The sequence below is a fragment of the Salinicoccus hispanicus genome (assembly GCF_009831115.1).
GTDB lineage: Bacteria > Bacillota > Bacilli > Staphylococcales > Salinicoccaceae > Salinicoccus > Salinicoccus hispanicus.
Genome location: NZ_WUUK01000001.1, coordinates 444,939 through 462,832 on the forward strand (window position 1 = coordinate 444,939; position 17,894 = coordinate 462,832).

The window sequence follows — 17,894 nt, forward strand, 5'->3', positions numbered from 1 at the left end:
TTATCAATTGAGTAGTATGAGGGGCTTTTAATTTGGTACTTAATCGAGAACACCTGATATATATATGTGAAATTATAAGTCATTCCCATGACCTTCCTGTGATTCTACTGGATGAAGATGGAAAAATAGTTGTGGAGTATAATCTAATGGAGAATCCTCTTTGGCAATCGAAAGAAGAACTACTGAGTCTTTTGGTCTACTCAGATGATAGTAGAGATTATCCAATTATTAAAGTAACAAGTCATCTGGAAAATTTTATATCTGTTGCGGTTGCCGATATGAATGGATATCAAGGAGTAGTCATAATTGGTCCAATGATTGACTCCAGATTAACGGATGAAATGCTGGAGTTGCTAATGACTGATCTAAAAGTGCCTAAAGACAAACAAGACGAAGTTTTAAATTATTACTTAACACTATCTTATAAAAGTAACATGGAAGTAATCTATATAGGTTTGCAACTGTATTTTACAATTTATAACAAAAAACTCGACCCAGGAGCTGTTATTGAAAAAAATAGTCCTGTAGACTTGAAGTTTGTTGAAATAGAAAATCCAAACATCAGTATCTCTAAAAGGCGACAGGAAGTACGGATGCATCATGACCTATTAGACGAAAAAAAAGCTTTGCAATTCATAATTGAAGGTGAAAAAGAGAAAGTCATTACGTATTGGCGGTCTCAAGGTGAATCGGGTGAATTGGGATTGCTAGCAACGGAAAGCCAACTTCGCAATTTAAAAAACCTTGGAATTACAATCGTAACATTGGCAACAAGAGCTGCTATGGAAGGTGGCATCAATCATGAAGTTGCTTATACACTTAGTGATCTTTATATACAAAATATAGAACAGCTACAGTCGATCAATGAAGTAGAGAATTTTATTGAATATGTATTAGGAGATTTTGCAGAACGAGTAAAAAAGAATAAACAACTGAATCACTCACGACCGGTCAACCATTGTCTAAACTATATCTTTGAGCACCTTTACGACGAAATTAATTTAACTAGGCTTTCAGAAGCTTCAGGCGTCCACCCCAATTATCTTTCTTCGATTTTCAGAAAAGAAGTAGGGACGACTATAAGGGAGTATATTCTCAAAAGCAAAATTGAAGAATCTAAACTACTTATACAGTTTACTGACTACTCATTATTGAAAATTTCTACATTAATGAATTTTTATGACCAGAGTTATTTTACGAAGACTTTTAAAAAATATACTGGGATGACACCGAATCAATACAAAAATAATCTTAGGTAGCCTAAAAAAGAGTTTAATTGTGAAATGGTTATGGAAATCTATTATTAAAGTACTTCTGAATACTTATCGATTCTAAAATCTAAAAATATACGCATCATAGAAAAGTACTTAAGATAAACATTGCTTACAACAAGAATTAATACATAATATATGTAAGTAAATATTCTGTAAAGGTGTAGGAGAGTGGTAACGTGAATTTCTAATTTTACAATTCCACTTTGAGATTAGGACAGTGACTTGCAAGCTCAGCAATAAAACTCTTCTTATCCTTTGGTGAAATCTTTATACTCCCCCAGAAAGTAGTGCGATTGTAAATCTCAATCGCATCTCTCGAGGAGAGTATTCTATGACCAGACAGAACTGCAGTAGTAGGTGTTACCTTTGTGATGTTTTCATATGGAATTCGTATTTTGAACGGGCCGGATTCTACAAATAAGTGATCTTCATTGAAAATGTATTTGATTGAGAAACTCATCCATAAGAGGAAAGAGAGTGTTATAAAAAACATAGAAGTGAGTAAGATGATCGCTAGGATAGGAGCATCATCCAGAAATAATGGAAGAAATGAGACCAATCCTATGATGATTACTAACATGGACATAAAAACAGTATAAAAAGTATCGATTTTTGAACGGAAAATCATTACTGTTCAGTACCTCCGTTTCTTTGTTTATTCTACTCATTTTATGGCAGATCATTGATGATTTAACTGTATCATTAAAAGACCCGTATGAGAGCAATCAATTTCTCATACGGGTCAGTTTAATAAGAACTAGCTATTTTACAGTCTTGGTATAAGCCACCACTTTATACTCGAACTCCAGTTTATTTATATTTCGTCCTTTTTCACCGAAGTAGAATGTAAACAGCTTTCTGGCCTCATCAATATTATCAAACCTGAACTCGGTATGAATGATTTCATATTCAAACCCTCTCTCAGTCCAAAAGTCCGGGTCACTATGAATTGAGGCATCTGCCAGACTGGTGAATTCATCATTTCCGTAGTTATCTATAATAATCAATTTCCCGGTAGGCTTAACAACGCGTTCAATCTCACTTATGCCTTCTTCGATATCTTCAATGCCATCAAAGAAGAATGCCCATGTAGAGTACATCATATCAAAGCTGTTGTCATGGAATGGGATATCCTGAGCGACTCCTTTCGACCAGATCAATGATTTCTTCAAGTCAATCATTGTTTCATCAGGTTCCATCGCTATAATTTGTCGAGTAGGCTTAACTAACTTTTCAACGCTATAGCCATTTCCAGCACCCACATCAAGTATTAAGCCATCCGAAAGGTGACGATCTAAATAATTCAGTACAAAATTATCTCTATCCATACATCGGCGTTCTATTTCAAAAAGATCCGGAAAGTTGCCTCCATAAAATTTAATCAGCTTGTCATTATTCATTTTCAATCTCCTTTTTATTTAATCTAAAAGAGAATGAATAACGTAATTTCGGCATAGTATAGCCTCCTCTAATTCTAAACAACATAAAATATCAGTTGCTGTTCAGTTGCTGTATTAATAAGGTATAGCTGTACAGCTTGATTAACTGGATTTTTTTAATACACTTTTAGAATAACATACAAAATTTTAAAAATTGAGATAAGTTTAGGAATCGAGGCGATTGGTATTGAGTCAATTTGTATATTTATGTAAAGTATATAAGGCTGGTAAAGAATATGGTACCTAAGTGTATAACTATTGTTTTAGCGAACGCGTTCTGGTCAACTAAATAACAATACATGATGGATGGTGAAGTTATGAAAGCGCTACTTGTGATTGACTTACAAAATGCAATTGTGGATTTGAAAGATTTTCAGCAGGAACTGGACAATATAGAGAGTATCATTAAAGATTTCAAGAAAGATGGCGCACCGGTTATATTCATCCGTAATATAGATGATCAGGAGACAAGTCCTTTCTATAAAAAGTCCGCCAGTTCTGAATTGCATCCTTCTTTGAAAGGGTACGCTGATGTTGTCATCGAAAAGAAAACACCAAGCGCATTCTATAAAACAGATCTTAGCAATTACCTGGAAGATCAGAATGTAGACCACCTGTATATAACAGGGTTCAACACCGAATTCTGCTGCCAATTTACCGCAATTGCTGCTTTTGATAGAGGTTATAAAGTGACGTTTATAGAAGATGCGACAGGTACTGTAAATGATGATGATGTTTACGAGATGAAAGGATTGGACATTAGGGATTTTGTAGGCACCGTCCTCCATTGGTCCAATACAGTAGAAGTGCTTGATATGGAAGAGTATCAGGAAGGGATAAAAAGCTGATCAAGGGAACAAACTACTCTAAATCAATTTTAAGGTAATAGTAGCCAATTAAATGGTTATTCAGATTGTCATCTGGCGTTGGGCACTCAATGGGGTTAAAGGATTATCTTATCAATATTTAAGATTTGTATCATTCCTTACATATCCTACCGGCAGTAAAATAGAGAAATTAATACATTTAATAGGTGGGATTTTATGAAAAAAGCTCTGATCATACTCTCAATTTTAAATCTGATCTACTACTTTTTAGCAGGTACGTTAGACAATACAGAAGGTATGTTCTTCATAGCGTTGGGAACGACTTCACTACTCATGATACTCTCCATCATCTCACTGATTTTTGATGAGAATGGCACCGATCGGAGAACACTGAGCTTTATCGCAATAGGGATCAATCTGATACCACTGTTTGTCATTGGTTCAATGTTCGTTTTCTTATAATTATCTAATAATTAAAAATTAGTCTTTCACTTCCAAGTGAATTATAGTAATATAATTCTAATACTAAAAGTGACGAAGGGAAAAGTACAAATGTCCATGCATAACAGAAAACTCCGTTAGCTGAGAGGGAGGATGCAGAGGCATTTGGAAACAAGTCCTGGAGCTGTGTGTCGGATGTCGTTGAACGATTGATGGTGTACCGGGTTCTCCCGATATAGAGATAGAGTATAATCTGACTTACAGACGTACTTGAGAGGTTCATATGGTGACGTATGGACAAAATGAGGTGGCACCGCGATCTTCTGAATTCTGGAAGTCCCGCCCTCAAGCGTAGTTGCTTGGGGGTGGGGCTTTTTTGTTGTTACTAATTTGAATTCAGGAGGGTTTTAAATGCTGGTAAGTAATAAATGGAAATATCCGTTACTGTTGCTATTTGGTATCGGTGTATCTAATCTCGGTGCCTGGATCTATCTGATTGCACTAAACCTGATTGTTTTAGACATGACTGGATCAGTGTTTGCAGTGTCATTCCTTTACATTATGATGCCGATTGCCACTGTGATCACGAATTTCTGGGCGGGGAGTTTTATTGACAGGTTGAACAAAAGAAACTTGATGATCTACATTGATCTGCTCAGAGCTTCCCTCGTATGTATGCTTCCCTTCATGGACTCGATCATTTTCATCTATATACTGGTTTTCATCATTAATATTGGCAGTTCGATATTTGAACCAACTGCGATGGTTTACATGACCGAGTTGATACCGAAGAAGGATAGACAGAGATTCAATGCTTTGAGAAATTTTATTAATTCGAGCGGTTTCATACTTGGACCGTCGATTGCAGGCGTCCTGCTCTTCATTGGCTCACCGGAAATGGCCATCCTGGCCAATGGTCTTGCCTTGTTGATATCAGCATTTGTTATTAGGTTGCTCCCGAGTATAAAACTCCAGGATGAAGCTGTTTTTGCTGAAAAAGTGAATTTGAAAGTGGTAATTAAAGATTGGAAAACTGTTCTAAGTTTCAGCAAAATGAATATGAACATAGCGTTAATATACTGTTTTTTTAGCGGAATCACGGTCTTCATGACTGCACTGGATTCTTTGGAAGCAGCATTTGCGACTCAAGTACTCCTGTTATCTGAAAGTGACTATGGTTTTCTTGTCAGTATCGCAGGACTTGGTATCATAGTCGGATCTTTAATAAATACTCTATTTGCCGACCGGTTGAAAATTAATCTGATGATTGGTCTAGGCGCCATTTTTACACCAGCAGGTTATCTGATATTCGGTTACTCAGAGAACTTCATATGGGCATCAATCGGATTTTTCACACTGACTTTTGCATTATCCTTTGCAAATACAGGATTTTATACTTTCTATCAAAATAGCGTGCCTACTAACATCATGGGTAGATTCTCAAGTGTATTTGGTATATTGGAAGCTTTTTTGATTATTATATTCACACTCACCATCGGGGTATTGGCAGAACAATTTGGTATTCGTATCATTTATATACTGGGATCTTTCTTATTTTTACTTTTAGGACTCGTGGTCAATCTGTTCGCAATGAAAAGATCAATCCGAGATAAATACCAGCAAGAGGTCAGCTGATAAAAAATTTAGTTGGTACTGAATTCTTTTGACACTCACATTAGAAGTTGCTAATATGTATATGATATATTAATAGAAACTAATATGAGGGGGGACGAAAGATGATAACGGTGGATCTAGATACTAAAGTGAAGCTTATACACGGGTTTTCGAATAAGACCCGTCTTCAAATACTTGAGTCAATAAAAATGGATGAAAAGACGGTCTCTGAAATTGTGGCTGATATTGGAGCAAGCCAGTCGAGCATCTCCCAGCATCTTGCATGTCTGAAGGAGTGTGGCATCATTATCGGCAGACAGCAGGGGAAGTACATATATTACGCATTACGGAATCAGAACATGCGGGATCTTCTTTCCATGTTTGATACCGTACTTGATGATGTTGGGGAAAATGTAGCATCCTGTGAAAATCATATAGATGGGTGTGGTGTATAATGGCTCAAACATGTTGCAGTCGGTCAAAAGATAAAGTGGAAAGTCACAGTGAGACATGCTGTACTACGGAAGTTGGAAAAATGACAGACCAGACGAACGAAGCAAGCTCCTGTTGTGGTGACGATGGTCCGGGTGACCCTGACGACGATCCCGAAGGCTGTTGCAGTCAGTCAGAAGAGAAGGTAGCAAACGGCAGTGCTTGCTGCAGTACGGAAACTAAAGAGGCAATCACACAGAAGAGTGAAGCAAGTGCATGCTGTGGTGGCCAAGACTCTGTTGACGACCCTGAAAGCTGTTGCAGTAATAGCGCTGAATCTAACAACGAACCATTAACGTCACAGGTTGAAAAGAAAGTATATCGTATTCAGGGGATGGATTGTCCTTCCTGTGCAATGACCATTGAAAAGGGCGTGAATGCCCTAAGCAATATCCTTGAAGCAAAAGTGAGCTACAGCACGGCCAAGCTGCAAGTCATCGGTATGGACCAGGGTGCTTTTGATAACGCAGAGCGTACTGTTAAGAACCTGGGTTTTGATATCGAAATGCCGAAACAGAGCAGCAATATGAAAACTTATATTGTTGAAGGTATGGACTGCGGCAGCTGTGCCAAGAGCGTGGAGAATCATCTGAATAAGCTCTCCCAGGTCAGGCATGCTGATGTCAGCTTCTCTACAGGTAAGATGAAAGTGGATCATGACAACAGTGTTGAGGATATCATTTCGGAAGTATCGAAAATCGGCTACCATGCCTCCCTGGCAGGGGGCAGTGATTCCAATAGTGACAGCAAGCCGAGAAGTGAATATCAGAACATCATCATAACAGGGGCTTTGATTGCGGTCGGCTTTATCGGCTCTTATGCCGGTTTGCCACAGATATTGAGTACCATGCTTTATGCCATTGCGATTGTCATCAGTGGATATAAGCCGGTCAAGAGTGCGTATTATGCACTCAGAAGCCGCTCACTCGATATGAACGTGCTCATGTCGGCAGCGGCGATTGGTGCTGCACTGATCGGAGAATGGTTTGAAGGGGCAACTGTCGTCTGGCTCTTTGCTCTCGGGACTGCGCTGCAGAACCAGTCGATGGAACGAACGAGAAAGTCGATCAAAAACTTGATGGATCTCGCACCTTCAGATGCATGGGTGAGATCGGGGACAGAACTTGTCCAGAAACCAGTCAGTGAAATTTCAGTCGGTGAAATTACCATCATCAAGCCAGGTGATAGAGTACCGCTTGATGGCGAAGTGATGAAGGGTGAGACAAGCATCAACCAGGCACCGATTACAGGAGAGTCCATGCCTGTGGACAAGGTAGAAGGGGATACTGTCTACGCCGGTACCATCAATGAACATGGATCCATTGAAGTCAGAGTGACGAAACTGGTTAAGGATACAACCATCTCGAAAATCATCCATATGGTCGAGGAAGCCCAGGAACAACGCGCGCCGACACAGGCTTTTATTGATAGATTTGCAAGCATCTACACACCGATTGTATTTGCAGCTGCACTTGCTGTCATTGTCCTGCCACCTCTCTTTGGTATGGGCAGCTGGGGAGAATGGATTTATAAAGGACTGGCACTGCTGGTCGTTGCATGTCCATGTGCACTTGTCATTTCGACACCCGTCGCCATTGTTTCGGCAATTGGTAATGCCGCGAAAAACGGTGTGTTGATCAAAGGTGGTACGTTCCTCGAGAAGGCGGCTCATATCAAGGTTGTTGCTTTTGACAAGACAGGTACATTGACTGAAGGCAAGCCCCAGGTCAATGAAGTGCTGGCGTATACGACTACAGAAGAAGAATTGCTCGCCATCGCCTATACACTGGAAGACTATTCCACGCATCCAATCGGCAGAACCATTGTCGATCATGCAAAGAACCAAGGTATACGGGCGAAGGAAGGCGAACTATTCAGCAATATCGTCGGTAAAGGTGTACAGGCGACAATCGATGATCAGGTCTACTATGCTGGTAATCGTAAACTGTTTGATGAAGCGGGTATTTCATTAATCAGTTATGAAAAAGAACTTGAAGACATCCAGTATCAAGGTAAGACAGTCGTGATTGTTGGTACAGAAAAAGAAGTGATCGGTGTGATTGCCGTTTCCGACACAATCCGTAAAACGACGGCACAGGCGTTGAGTGACTTGAAGCAGACAGGTGTCGATCAGGTTGTCATGCTGACAGGGGATAATGAAGGGACTGCGAAGCGGATTGCTGCAGAAGCCAACGTAAACCGTTATTTTGCAGAACTGCTGCCTGAAGATAAAGTGAATGCGGTCAGACAGCTGCAGGCAGAAGGCCATAAAGTGGCAATGGTAGGGGATGGCATCAATGATGCGCCTGCCTTGGCCTTATCTGATATTGGCATCGCCATGGGCGGGGCAGGAACAGATACCGCAATGGAGACTGCGGACATCGTTCTGATGGCGGACAATCTTGAGAAGCTGCCACATACGATGAAACTGAGCAGGAAGGCTCTGAGGATCATCAAGCAGAACATATGGTTCTCCCTGATCATCAAAGCCATCGCACTTGTCTTCATCTTCCCAGGCTGGCTGACACTCTGGATGGCAGTACTGAGTGATACAGGGGCCGCAATCATAGTCATTCTGAATGCACTGCGACTGTTGAATGTAAAAGAATAATATCTATCGATGGTATGGTTGTGAGAACTGCAGTCATACCATTTTTATCACTTTGAACATAATAATCAATGAACATTTCATCAATTCTGCAAGAGTGAATAGTTTATCAAAAATAGAAGCGGGTAGATGTTCAATTAATATACATCGCTTGAATCAGATTCCATTACACGACTCGGTTGATCTGGAGGTTTTCTAATGAAGAGACATGTTTTGAATAATGATGGCTGGACTTGGATTGAAATGGATTTCAGTGATAAAGCAACCATGCAAAAACAGACTTCCGGCTATCCGGTAGATGAGCAGTGGCTGGATCAGGCGAATGAAGGGGACTCGAACAATCTCCAGATGGATACGACTTATGAAGGTAAAGAGGTCATATGGGGGTCTCTTATCTATGACCATAACTTGACTGATCCGGATTCAGGGAAATTTTTTCATTTTTGTCTGACGCGTGATTTTCTTCTGACCGATTATCTGGACTTTGATATCTTTAATAAAATAAATACAAGCAATACCGTGACAAAAATGGATTTCACCCATACACCGATTGAAGGCTTCATGGTAATCATCAATGTCATATTAAATAACTATCTGCAGAAAATTGATGACTTTGAAAAAAGAATAAACAATCTGCTTTGGAAACTGGAAAAGAAAAATAACGAAGAAGTATTATCGCAGATCATGAACTGCCGCCATCAGCTGATTGTTTTAAAAAGTCTGATACTCCCGTTAAAAGAAATTGAACTTGGGGTGCCGGAAGCATTTGGTGAAGAGACTAAAGAAGGTTCTATTTTCTACAAAATGCAGCAACGCATTGATCGCGCTTTTACATTGGTTACTGAATACAGTAAAGAAATAGGCAGTATGGCAGAGCTTGAAAGTGTGAAGGCGGATGTACGGGGAAATGAAATCATGAAGACATTGACCATTGTCACAGTCCTTTTCACTCCGGTTATGGCCTGGGGTGCACTCTGGGGAATGAACTTTACATACATGCCGGAACTGGATTTTAAATATGGATACTTGTTTGCCGGACTGCTCATTATTGTAAACACAGCTGCAATCTACCTCTTCCTGCGGAATAAAGGTTGGATGGGGGATTTGCTGAATAACACGGAACAAACAAAAAAGAAGAAAAAAAGTTCATCGTACTAGAGAACACAGTGTCTTCCTCTGATTGAAAAGAACACTGTGATTTTATTATTCATTAGCTATTCCAGAGTCCTAGTTGTATGGATCAGCAAGTTTATTCAAATTTGCATATCAGACTTTTTGATGTATCACTGTACCGAAGTGACCTGTGAAGTTTTACAACTATGTTATTATTGAAATAAGTTTTTCATCCATCAAAAGGAAGTGATCCATTGATCCAGTATCCTACTTTAAATAAGAACGCGACTGTCGGTGTAACAGCACCTTCTTCAGGTGTGCCTGATGAATTACATGTTGTTCTGCACACAGCCATAAACAGGATGAAAGATAGAGGATATTCCTGTCTTTCAGGAGACACGCCATGGATGGACGATAAAGCAAAGTCTGCGCCAGCCGTAATTCGTGCGAAAGAGTTGAATGAAATGCTTTCGGACGAAATGATCGACCTGATTATACCGCCGTGGGGTGGCGAACTGCTGATTGAAATACTCGAGCACATCAATTTTGAAACAATGCCCAATAAATGGATTATGGGATTCTCGGACATCAGTCTGCTACTGCTTGCGGTTACATTGAATACAGGTACGGCAACAGCTCATGGGTCGAGTCTAGTTGACCTCCGTGCAATAGAAAGTGATGATACAACAGCGATGTGGGAAACAGTATTGGCCACTAAGCAGAATGAGACAGTGACTCAATACGCCTCTGAAAAATATCAAAAGGAATGGGATCATGAAAATCCCACCCACCATGTTTTTAATCTGGACACTCAGACATATTGGAGAACAATGACAGGTCAAAACACAAAAGTGGAAGGTCGACTATTAGGTGGATGTATCGATGCCATTCGACACCTGATCGGCACACCATTCGGAGATGTCCACAGTTTTAAGAATAAACATATATCAGGTGAACCGATCATCTGGTATCTTGAGAATTATGGTATGTCGACAGCCGAACTGAGAAGGTCGTTGGTACAGATGAAACTGGCTGGCTGGTTTGAAGATGCATCTGCCATCATGTTCGGGAGAAGTCCTGCGAATACACCAGTCGATAACTATACGGCCAAGGATGTCTATGAAGTATTATCCGAAGAACTTGATATTCCCATTATATACGACATAGATTGCGGTCATGTTCCACCACAGATCACTTTCATCAATGGTGCATATGCCGAAGTCGAAGTGGAAAACGGGCGCGGCAAAGTGATTCAGACCTTTAAGTAATTGCAGCGGGGAGAAGAAGTAATTGGAGAAAAGCAATACTGTCAGGCTAGTACGTTATGCAAAAAATCATATTCAAGATCTACACAGTTTTCAATTGCCGGAAGATCAGAGCCGTTTTACAACACTTCCCTCGGAGTATGAAAACTCAGATGAAGGAAAGCATCGTATTGTTATTCTTGCTGATGATAGACCAGTCGGTTTTTTCCTTCTTATCTCATCTTATAGATTTGAAGGTTACACAACCAATCAGCATGCTATGCTGCTGACTTCTTTTTCCATCAATCATAAGGAGCAGGGGAAGGGACGTGCAAAACAAGCCTTGAATAAGTTGAAAGCATTTGTTCAGGAAGAATTTCCCGACTGCAGTGAAATTGTACTATCAGTCAATCTTAAGAATACAGCTGCTAGAATATTATACGAAAAGACAGGTTTTCAAGATACCGGCAGAACTATCGGAGGACCTGCTGGTGAGCAGTGCATCATGAGATTTGAAGTATGACCGATTAAACAACAACCAGAAATACGGAGGATTATAGTTATGAATAAAGAAGCACAGGCATATTGGGATGAATACTGGGAAGGGCAGGAGAAACCGCAATCAGTCACTGCCTGGCAATTTGGTGCCGACCCTGATGAACTTGCACAGCTGGTGGCAGATGGCGTAAAGACGGCCACCTGTTCAGGACGCATCTTCTATGAAGTGGAGAATGAACCATTGCCGACAACAGAAGACTACAGCATCGTCCTCAATGGAGATGACAATCCAACCTCAATTATCAAGACAACAGAAGTCACCATTACACCCATGAATGAAGTCAGCGAAGCATTTGCTATTTCAGAAGGCGAGGGGGACAGGACCTATCAATACTGGTGGGACGCGCATGTAGAATTCTTCAAAAAAGAGTTGAACAGTATCGGACAAGAATTCTCCGAAGACATGCTGCTGGTATGTGAACGATTTAAAGTAATCCACGTGAAAGAACAGTAGAGAAGACTCAAAATGGATATAGAAAAACTCAAACCATGAGGAAATTTTCATGATTTGAGTTTTTTTATTTACTTGCACATTGTCTTATTATAACTTCAATTTCTTCTATAAATTTTTCTTGAATACATAACTCACTTTATCGTAGTTCATTTTGTCTTCGTAAAATCTATGTGCATCTTCCCGGGCCAGTCCGGAAGAGAGGGCAACATTGGTATAACCATTTTCGCCAGCCCAATCGTGGACAAAATGCAAAAGCTTTTCTCCATATCCCTTTGATCTCGAATCAGAATCGGTTACCAGATCACACACCCATACAAACCTTCCATAATAGAGTGTCACCATCGGTTTGAATCCTGTAACTGCCACTATCTTTTCATCTTCATAGAGAGCGTACATGACATAGCTGTCAGTTTCCTGGGCTTCTTTGATAATTTCCATATACTCTTTTTCATTCAAGTGGGTTCTCAACTGGTTCATTACAGGAAAAGCACTTCGAAGCTTCTCTTCAGTCTCCAGTTCTTCTATGTAAAGTTTATTCATCTCATACCTCCTATTACTCGTTTGCTGTTTCTTTGATGAAAGCGTTGAACTTCTCCTCTTCTTCAATATCAGGATTATGATTGCTGAATTCGAAAGTGGTCAATGAACCATTTGGCATCAAGTCTGCCGCTTCCTTACTGAATATATACGGACACTGTGCATCATGTCTCCCTGAATAGATGAACGCTTCTACTGGCGTTTTCTTTAATTCTTCACGCACATCATACTCGTTCAATTCTGCAGTAAAATAATCGATTTTGTCCATAAGCGTCCTGCCACTTTCCTTCCGCTCAAGAAGATCATAGTAGGCCTCTTTTCTATATAAGGACATCATGATCCATTCTTTGGCAATTTCAATACGCGTCTCTCTAGGTGTATCAGGTTTACGGAGCTCTGAAAATATCTCTTTCATTCTGGAATTGTTTGGATTGTCCGCACAGTAGATACTATCAGGATGATCCATATATTCATACGATGCACAAAGACCACCTGCAATAATTTTATTTAGCTTGTCAGGGTACATTACGGCATACTTCAATGCCAAAAACCCACCCGTCGAATGTCCAGAAAACGTCCATTCTTCAAATCCCAATGTTTCCCGTATTGCTTCCATATCGTGAATCGCATCATCCATGCTGTATGTATATGTTTCAGTCGGTCCGTCGGAGCCGCCGGCACCTCTTAAGTTAATGATATATACAGTATAGTATTCAGCTAGTGCGCGTGCCATAGTGTTGCCATTTTGATTAAATTCACTGTATAGATGTGTAAATGCCAATGGTTCTCCATGTCCTCTTTTGAATACTTCAAACTGTCCCCTTGATGTATTAATTACAGTTGATTCAAACATTTCATTCCCCCTCTATTTATAGTCAATCTACATTAATGATTCCACTGCACCTACTACTGTTTCCCACTCCTGTGTTGACGGGTCTACAATCTTGAAATGTTCCGCTTCCGGCAGAATGATCAACTCGGAATCATCCCCTTGCTCTACAGCTTTTTTATGATAGCCATTGCTTACATCCGCAGGTACATTTTCGTCCAGTTCACCATGAATAATGATCTGTCTGGCACCGATCGGCAGCAGCTCAATAGGTGAAGCTGCATGATAACTTTCCACCATTTCTTCAGGCGAACCGCCGATGAAAGCAGAAACAGGGCTGTCGACGCCTTTTTCGCTATGAATACGCCACATTTTTCTAAGATCGGCCAAACCTGCTAGGCTGATAACGCCTTGGATGGGTACAAGCAGCGTGGAACCACTGTAATCATCTACATTTTCACTGATGCGTGAAGCGGCCCATAGTGCCAGATGTCCGCCGGCGGAATGGCCGAGAAGAATGACTTGAGAAAGATCGATATTATAATCCGATTCAAGCTGTGCTAGATGATTGATCGCATCCACGACATCCTGACATGTTCCTGTCCATCCGCTGCTGTCTTCCCCTGTGCGCCTGTATTCTATATTCCATGTTGCATAGCCACGATCCGTCAGATCCTCTGAGAGCGGAGTGTTCTCATCAAGATCATACTTCTGTCGCCAGAATCCGCCATGAATCGATACGACCACCGGAAAAGGCCCGGGAGCGTCTGGTATGCGCAGTATTCCATACTGTGAATCGTGGGTACCGTAAGCAAAATGATAAGTTCCTGCCAAAGTAAAAACCCCTTGTCTTTTTATTGCAATACTACCATATTGATCTATACAGCTCTAAATAAAACTCCCTCCATATTTCACTGTCCAGTGAAATATGGAGGGAGTCTAAAATTCTATTTGATCAGTTTTTTCGCCAGTGGTGAAACTCCCATGCTCTGAACGACCAGTGAAACCAGTACAGCTGCGAATGACAGGGAAACAATCATATCCTGCTGTCCGGAATTCATCGAATAGAGGTTCAGAATGAGGTAGATGGACATTGAACCTTTCAACCCGCCCCATGTGATGACAGTCGATTCACGCCAGCTGATCTTATCGTGCCATTTGGGGAATGCCTGAGTGGTGCCCATGACGATGATAAAACGAACGATGACTGACAATGCAAAGATGATGAATGCAAATCCCCATGCACCGAATGCAAGGAATTCCTTTGCCTCTATGCCGATCAGCAGAAAGAGCAGGGTGAGGATCGAAGGTTCTACAATGGTCCAGAATCCATCGAGATTCTCTTTGAATTCCTCTTCCTTTTCAGAAGTGGCAAACTCGAATGACAGCATGACGCCTGCAGATACAGTTGCGAGTACTCCGGACACATGAATGGCTTCTGCAATGTTGAATATGCCATATGCCAGAACAATACTCAGCATGACGTGGTACTGCTTATGATGGGTGAAATATACAGCTTTACTGATCAGCCACCCGAATATGACACCAAGGGCCACGCCGCCCAGGGAAACGAGCAGAAACTGTCCGAAGAATGAGAAGATGCCTGCTGACTGGCTCTGGACGAGCATGCCGGACAATGTACTGAAAATGACAATGCTCGTACCATCGTTAAGCAGAGACTCCCCTTCGACCACATCTGCTATGGTATCATCTCCTGCTGCTTTCTGGATAATGGAAACAACCGATACAGGATCGGTCGGAGTCAGGATTGAAGCGATGACCAGAGCGCCAAGGAATGACATGGAGACAAATGGACCGCTGACAAGATAGACCAAGGCCCCGAGCAAACCGACAGTAAGCATGATGCCGATGGTTGCCAGAAATATGATGATCCCCGCATTCTTCTTGAACTCACTTGCTGAAAACTGATATGCAGACGTAAAAAGGAGTGCAGGAAGAAACACATGGTAGATGGTGCGTTCCGTCACCTGTATGTCGGAAAAGTAGGGAATGAAAGAGAGTCCGATACCAATACCGACAAGTATGACGGGCACAGGAAAGTTTTCCTGCTTCTTATCGATAGTGAATATTATGTACCCGATAAAAAGCAGTATGATGATATGTGAAACCGACATTCTATCCCCTCCTGATTGAGTGATACTGATATTTTCCCTTAGTTTAAAGTAATAAACTTTGAAACTTACTTTCGCATGATTTTGATAAGTATGCCAGTCTAGCTGGCATTTCAACATACCCCCCTCTATTTATTATCACTTTCGACATAATTCCTTTTTTCAGTTGGTCTTCTTACCATACGACAGCAAAGAATTTCAGTAGGAAGAAGTATTCTTGGCTGTTTTAAGGCATTCGATTATCTATTTAGTTAATACCAGAGAGAGTGTAAAAGTATCTTTACACTCTCCTTTCATGTATGCTAATATTTATGTAAAGATATCTTTACTATTAATAGGAGGCTTACTTATGGGGGTGATTAATCATATTCGTGAAATCAGGCAGACCAAAGGGATAACCCAAACAAAAATGGCTGAAGATCTTCAGGTTACTCGACAAACAATCAATGCGATTGAAAAAAACAAATATAATCCAAGTCTTGAATTAGCATTAAAGCTAGTAAAATACTTTGAAACACCAATCGAAGAGATATTCGTACTGGAGGAAGATGAAAGTGATAGAAAACACTAAAAAGTGGGTCCCTTATTTAGTTATTATATGCGGTCTGGTAGGAGCTATACTGGGAACATTTCTTGCGTATTTCATACGGGGTGAATATCCCTATGAAGTTCTAGCAGGTGCTTTGTTTGCAAGTATTATTTTAATTCTGATCCAAATAATCAAATCAAAAACCAGAAAAGATAAGGTGCCAGAAGCGGATGAACGGGTAGTACGTAATATAACCCGTTATTTTTCCTATGTATCTCATACATTCCTAGGTGTTTTATTTATTGCGCTCCCAGTGTTTACGCTTATAGGTTATGAAGCAGTACCAATTTTGTACCTCTGGATTTTCTTCTTCTCCTATATTTGGATTGCGGGTGTTGGAAGTCTCATCGTAAAGAGAAGGTAGTCTATTTCAAATTTAAGGAAACAAGAGATTAATTTTATTAAGAGTGCAAACAAAAGTGTACATGTGAATAAAAAGACTAGAAATGCAGCTAGAAAGATTATTGTCATAAATCGCACCTCTTCCAATATATATCTACAATTACTGAGTTACTTAAGTTAATGCTAATATATTCAGATGGAAAAATTAAGTAAGGAGGAAATTATGGTTGAATTTGCAGAAATAGACGAGAGTAATTTTTATGATGTAATAGCACTTGAAGTTAAAGAAGAACAGAGCAGGTTTGTTGCACCGAATGTAAAATCGATTGCAGAATGCTATCTTTATAGGAATGATAATGATGTATTTCCATATGCCATTCAGGATGATGAAAAAATAGTAGGGTTCATCCTCATCGACCTGGATGAGGAAGCGCGTGAGTTCATGATCTGGCGCATGATGATCGATAAGAAGTATCAGCATTCCGGGTATGGAAGAGCGACAGTAGAGAAAGCCATAGAAATGGCGCAAAAAGAAGATAAGTATGATACATTCATCGCAGATTATGTGAAAGGCAATGACATAATGGGCGAGATGCTTGAATCCATGGATTTCATTAATCATTCGTTTGATGATGAGAATAACGAATATGTGATGCACTACAAATTAAATTGATACTTTAAAAACAATATAACAGGACAGGGGCAACTGAAATGAAAAAAGCAGTCTTCTTCGATATGGACGGTACATTGTACAGAACAGAGCTTATATTGGAGCTGTCGCTGACTCAGACATTGGAAAGATTGGATGCAATGGACATCAGCTACATCGAATATCCGGTAGATAGGTTCAAGGAAATAATGGGTGTGCCTACAAATGAAGTCTGGAAGCACCTGCTGGCTTCACCGAATGAAGAGGACATCAGAACGTCTAACGATATTCTTCAGGAAAATTTGGTGGCAAATATCAATGCTAGAAAAGGGAACCTTTATAAAGAGGTTGAAGTAGTGCTGACCCATATAAAAAAGCAGGGCTACAATATTTATATTGTCAGCAATGGAGATGAAGCCTATCTGGATGCAATATATAAAAAGCATGGGCTGGAAGGTCTGGTAGACGGTGTCCACAGCATCAATTCCGTGACGACTTCCAATAAGTCTGATCTTGTAAGGAAGGTTATTGAAAGCGAAAAAGTGGATATAGGTTATATGGTGGGGGACAGAGCATCCGACTTCAAAGCAGGAAAAGAAAATGGCCTGGAAGTCGTCGGCTGCAACTTCTATTTCGCAGTTGATGAGGAACTGAAAGAAGCGGACCATGTGATAGATTCGCTGGAAGAGTTGAAACAACTTATAAATTGAGTTTAAATTATTGTTCAATCAATCAACGTCAGTGGTACCATC

20 protein-coding genes are annotated in these 17,894 nt (G+C 40.4%); 14 read left to right on the forward strand and 6 right to left on the reverse strand.

The genetic code is table 11. The features are described from left to right. Nucleotides 1-146 precede the first annotated feature (146 nt). Entirely contained in the window at nt 147-1,259 is a 1,113-nt protein-coding gene (locus GQ671_RS02160) for an AraC family transcriptional regulator (protein ID WP_160652005.1), read from the forward strand. A 205-nt stretch (nt 1,260-1,464) separates the two neighbouring features. Here the strand turns inward: GQ671_RS02160 and GQ671_RS13105 are convergent, their stop codons facing one another. After that, nucleotides 1,465-1,902 carry a PH domain-containing protein gene (locus GQ671_RS13105; RefSeq protein ID WP_160652009.1) on the reverse strand — a complete coding sequence of 146 codons (438 nt, stop codon included), beginning with the start codon at nt 1,900-1,902 and terminating at the stop codon, nt 1,465-1,467. 133 nt (nt 1,903-2,035) lie between these two features. Then, nucleotides 2,036-2,674: a class I SAM-dependent methyltransferase gene (locus GQ671_RS02170; protein ID WP_160652013.1), complete on the reverse strand. Its 639-nt coding sequence runs from the start codon at nt 2,672-2,674 to the stop codon at nt 2,036-2,038. A 356-nt stretch (nt 2,675-3,030) separates the two neighbouring features. On the opposite strand from GQ671_RS02170, the gene GQ671_RS02175 reads away from it, so the two are divergent. The 9 genes from GQ671_RS02175 to GQ671_RS02215 all read left to right on the forward strand — a co-directional run bounded on the left by GQ671_RS02175 (nt 3,031) and on the right by GQ671_RS02215 (nt 12,064). After that, a complete protein-coding gene (locus tag GQ671_RS02175) occupies nt 3,031-3,561 on the forward strand; it encodes an isochorismatase family protein (protein ID WP_160653486.1) in 531 nt (176 codons plus the stop codon). A gap of 195 nt (nt 3,562-3,756) precedes the next feature. Further along, nucleotides 3,757-4,002, forward strand: a complete 246-nt coding sequence (locus GQ671_RS02180) for a hypothetical protein (RefSeq protein ID WP_160652016.1) — start codon at nt 3,757-3,759, stop codon at nt 4,000-4,002. A gap of 390 nt (nt 4,003-4,392) precedes the next feature. Then, nucleotides 4,393-5,616 carry an MFS transporter gene (locus tag GQ671_RS02185; RefSeq protein WP_160652019.1) on the forward strand — a complete coding sequence of 408 codons (1,224 nt, stop codon included), beginning with the start codon at nt 4,393-4,395 and terminating at the stop codon, nt 5,614-5,616. Nucleotides 5,617-5,717: 101 nt separating this feature from the next. Further along, nucleotides 5,718-6,050 (forward strand): ArsR/SmtB family transcription factor, encoded by a 333-nt coding sequence (locus GQ671_RS02190; protein ID WP_160652022.1) that lies wholly within the window; start codon nt 5,718-5,720, stop codon nt 6,048-6,050. Between the two features lie 80 nt (nt 6,051-6,130). Further along, the gene (locus GQ671_RS02195; protein ID WP_160653488.1) at nt 6,131-8,698 is read left to right on the forward strand and encodes a heavy metal translocating P-type ATPase; all 2,568 of its coding nucleotides are present in this window, start codon (nt 6,131-6,133) and stop codon (nt 8,696-8,698) included. 195 nt (nt 8,699-8,893) lie between these two features. Next, nucleotides 8,894-9,853: a magnesium transporter CorA family protein gene (locus GQ671_RS02200; protein WP_160652025.1), complete on the forward strand. Its 960-nt coding sequence runs from the start codon at nt 8,894-8,896 to the stop codon at nt 9,851-9,853. A gap of 209 nt (nt 9,854-10,062) precedes the next feature. After that, on the forward strand, nt 10,063-11,076 hold the full coding sequence (locus tag GQ671_RS02205) for a S66 family peptidase (RefSeq protein ID WP_160652028.1): 1,014 nt from the start codon (nt 10,063-10,065) through the stop codon (nt 11,074-11,076). Between the two features lie 22 nt (nt 11,077-11,098). Then, the gene (locus GQ671_RS02210; RefSeq protein WP_160652031.1) at nt 11,099-11,575 is read left to right on the forward strand and encodes a GNAT family N-acetyltransferase; all 477 of its coding nucleotides are present in this window, start codon (nt 11,099-11,101) and stop codon (nt 11,573-11,575) included. Nucleotides 11,576-11,614: 39 nt separating this feature from the next. Then, nucleotides 11,615-12,064 (forward strand): ASCH domain-containing protein, encoded by a 450-nt coding sequence (locus GQ671_RS02215; protein WP_160652034.1) that lies wholly within the window; start codon nt 11,615-11,617, stop codon nt 12,062-12,064. Between the two features lie 105 nt (nt 12,065-12,169). Here the strand turns inward: GQ671_RS02215 and GQ671_RS02220 are convergent, their stop codons facing one another. The 4 genes from GQ671_RS02220 to GQ671_RS02235 all read right to left on the reverse strand — a co-directional run bounded on the left by GQ671_RS02220 (nt 12,170) and on the right by GQ671_RS02235 (nt 15,565). Next, a complete protein-coding gene (locus tag GQ671_RS02220) occupies nt 12,170-12,604 on the reverse strand; it encodes a GNAT family N-acetyltransferase (RefSeq protein WP_160652038.1) in 435 nt (144 codons plus the stop codon). 13 nt (nt 12,605-12,617) lie between these two features. Next, a complete protein-coding gene (locus GQ671_RS02225; protein WP_160652041.1) occupies nt 12,618-13,454 on the reverse strand; it encodes an alpha/beta fold hydrolase in 837 nt (278 codons plus the stop codon). Nucleotides 13,455-13,481: 27 nt separating this feature from the next. Beyond that, nucleotides 13,482-14,264, reverse strand: a complete 783-nt coding sequence (locus GQ671_RS02230) for an alpha/beta hydrolase family protein (protein ID WP_160652044.1) — start codon at nt 14,262-14,264, stop codon at nt 13,482-13,484. Nucleotides 14,265-14,377: 113 nt separating this feature from the next. Beyond that, complete coding sequence (locus GQ671_RS02235) at nt 14,378-15,565, reverse strand: cation:proton antiporter (protein ID WP_160652047.1); 1,188 nt, start codon at nt 15,563-15,565, stop codon at nt 14,378-14,380. Nucleotides 15,566-15,911: 346 nt separating this feature from the next. Here GQ671_RS02235 and GQ671_RS02240 point away from each other — a divergent pair, with 346 nt between their 5' ends. From GQ671_RS02240 to GQ671_RS02255, 4 genes are all read left to right on the forward strand, one after another. Then, nucleotides 15,912-16,133: a helix-turn-helix transcriptional regulator gene (locus GQ671_RS02240; protein WP_160652050.1), complete on the forward strand. Its 222-nt coding sequence runs from the start codon at nt 15,912-15,914 to the stop codon at nt 16,131-16,133. After that, nucleotides 16,111-16,515 carry a hypothetical protein gene (locus tag GQ671_RS02245; protein WP_160652053.1) on the forward strand — a complete coding sequence of 135 codons (405 nt, stop codon included), beginning with the start codon at nt 16,111-16,113 and terminating at the stop codon, nt 16,513-16,515. The genes GQ671_RS02240 and GQ671_RS02245 overlap by 23 nt, the downstream gene beginning before the upstream one ends. A 201-nt stretch (nt 16,516-16,716) precedes the next feature. Further along, complete coding sequence (locus GQ671_RS02250; protein WP_160652056.1) at nt 16,717-17,166, forward strand: GNAT family N-acetyltransferase; 450 nt, start codon at nt 16,717-16,719, stop codon at nt 17,164-17,166. A gap of 38 nt (nt 17,167-17,204) precedes the next feature. Further along, nucleotides 17,205-17,852, forward strand: coding sequence for an HAD hydrolase-like protein (locus tag GQ671_RS02255; protein ID WP_160652059.1), 648 nt, complete (start codon nt 17,205-17,207; stop codon nt 17,850-17,852). The last annotated feature ends 42 nt before the right edge of the window (nt 17,853-17,894 follow it).

Bases quoted from the DNA above. Each gene is read 5' to 3' on its own strand.
- GQ671_RS02245 (WP_160652053.1), top strand. From the start codon at position 16,111: ATGAAAGTGATAGAAAACACTAAAAAGTGGGTCCCTTATTTAGTTATT.
- GQ671_RS02250 (WP_160652056.1), top strand. From the start codon at position 16,717: ATGGTTGAATTTGCAGAAATAGACGAGAGTAATTTTTATGATGTAATA.
- GQ671_RS02255 (WP_160652059.1), top strand. From the start codon at position 17,205: ATGAAAAAAGCAGTCTTCTTCGATATGGACGGTACATTGTACAGAACA.
- GQ671_RS02160 (WP_160652005.1), top strand. From the start codon at position 147: ATGGAGAATCCTCTTTGGCAATCGAAAGAAGAACTACTGAGTCTTTTG.
- GQ671_RS02215 (WP_160652034.1), top strand. From the start codon at position 11,615: ATGAATAAAGAAGCACAGGCATATTGGGATGAATACTGGGAAGGGCAG.
- GQ671_RS02225 (WP_160652041.1), bottom strand. From the start codon at position 13,454: ATGTTTGAATCAACTGTAATTAATACATCAAGGGGACAGTTTGAAGTA.
- GQ671_RS02190 (WP_160652022.1), top strand. From the start codon at position 5,718: ATGATAACGGTGGATCTAGATACTAAAGTGAAGCTTATACACGGGTTT.
- GQ671_RS02170 (WP_160652013.1), bottom strand. From the start codon at position 2,674: ATGAATAATGACAAGCTGATTAAATTTTATGGAGGCAACTTTCCGGAT.
- GQ671_RS02175 (WP_160653486.1), top strand. From the start codon at position 3,031: ATGAAAGCGCTACTTGTGATTGACTTACAAAATGCAATTGTGGATTTG.
- GQ671_RS02185 (WP_160652019.1), top strand. From the start codon at position 4,393: ATGCTGGTAAGTAATAAATGGAAATATCCGTTACTGTTGCTATTTGGT.
- GQ671_RS02240 (WP_160652050.1), top strand. From the start codon at position 15,912: ATGGGGGTGATTAATCATATTCGTGAAATCAGGCAGACCAAAGGGATA.
- GQ671_RS02195 (WP_160653488.1), top strand. From the start codon at position 6,131: ATGACAGACCAGACGAACGAAGCAAGCTCCTGTTGTGGTGACGATGGT.
- GQ671_RS02200 (WP_160652025.1), top strand. From the start codon at position 8,894: ATGAAGAGACATGTTTTGAATAATGATGGCTGGACTTGGATTGAAATG.
- GQ671_RS02180 (WP_160652016.1), top strand. From the start codon at position 3,757: ATGAAAAAAGCTCTGATCATACTCTCAATTTTAAATCTGATCTACTAC.
- GQ671_RS02220 (WP_160652038.1), bottom strand. From the start codon at position 12,604: ATGAATAAACTTTACATAGAAGAACTGGAGACTGAAGAGAAGCTTCGA.
- GQ671_RS13105 (WP_160652009.1), bottom strand. From the start codon at position 1,902: ATGATTTTCCGTTCAAAAATCGATACTTTTTATACTGTTTTTATGTCC.
- GQ671_RS02235 (WP_160652047.1), bottom strand. From the start codon at position 15,565: ATGTCGGTTTCACATATCATCATACTGCTTTTTATCGGGTACATAATA.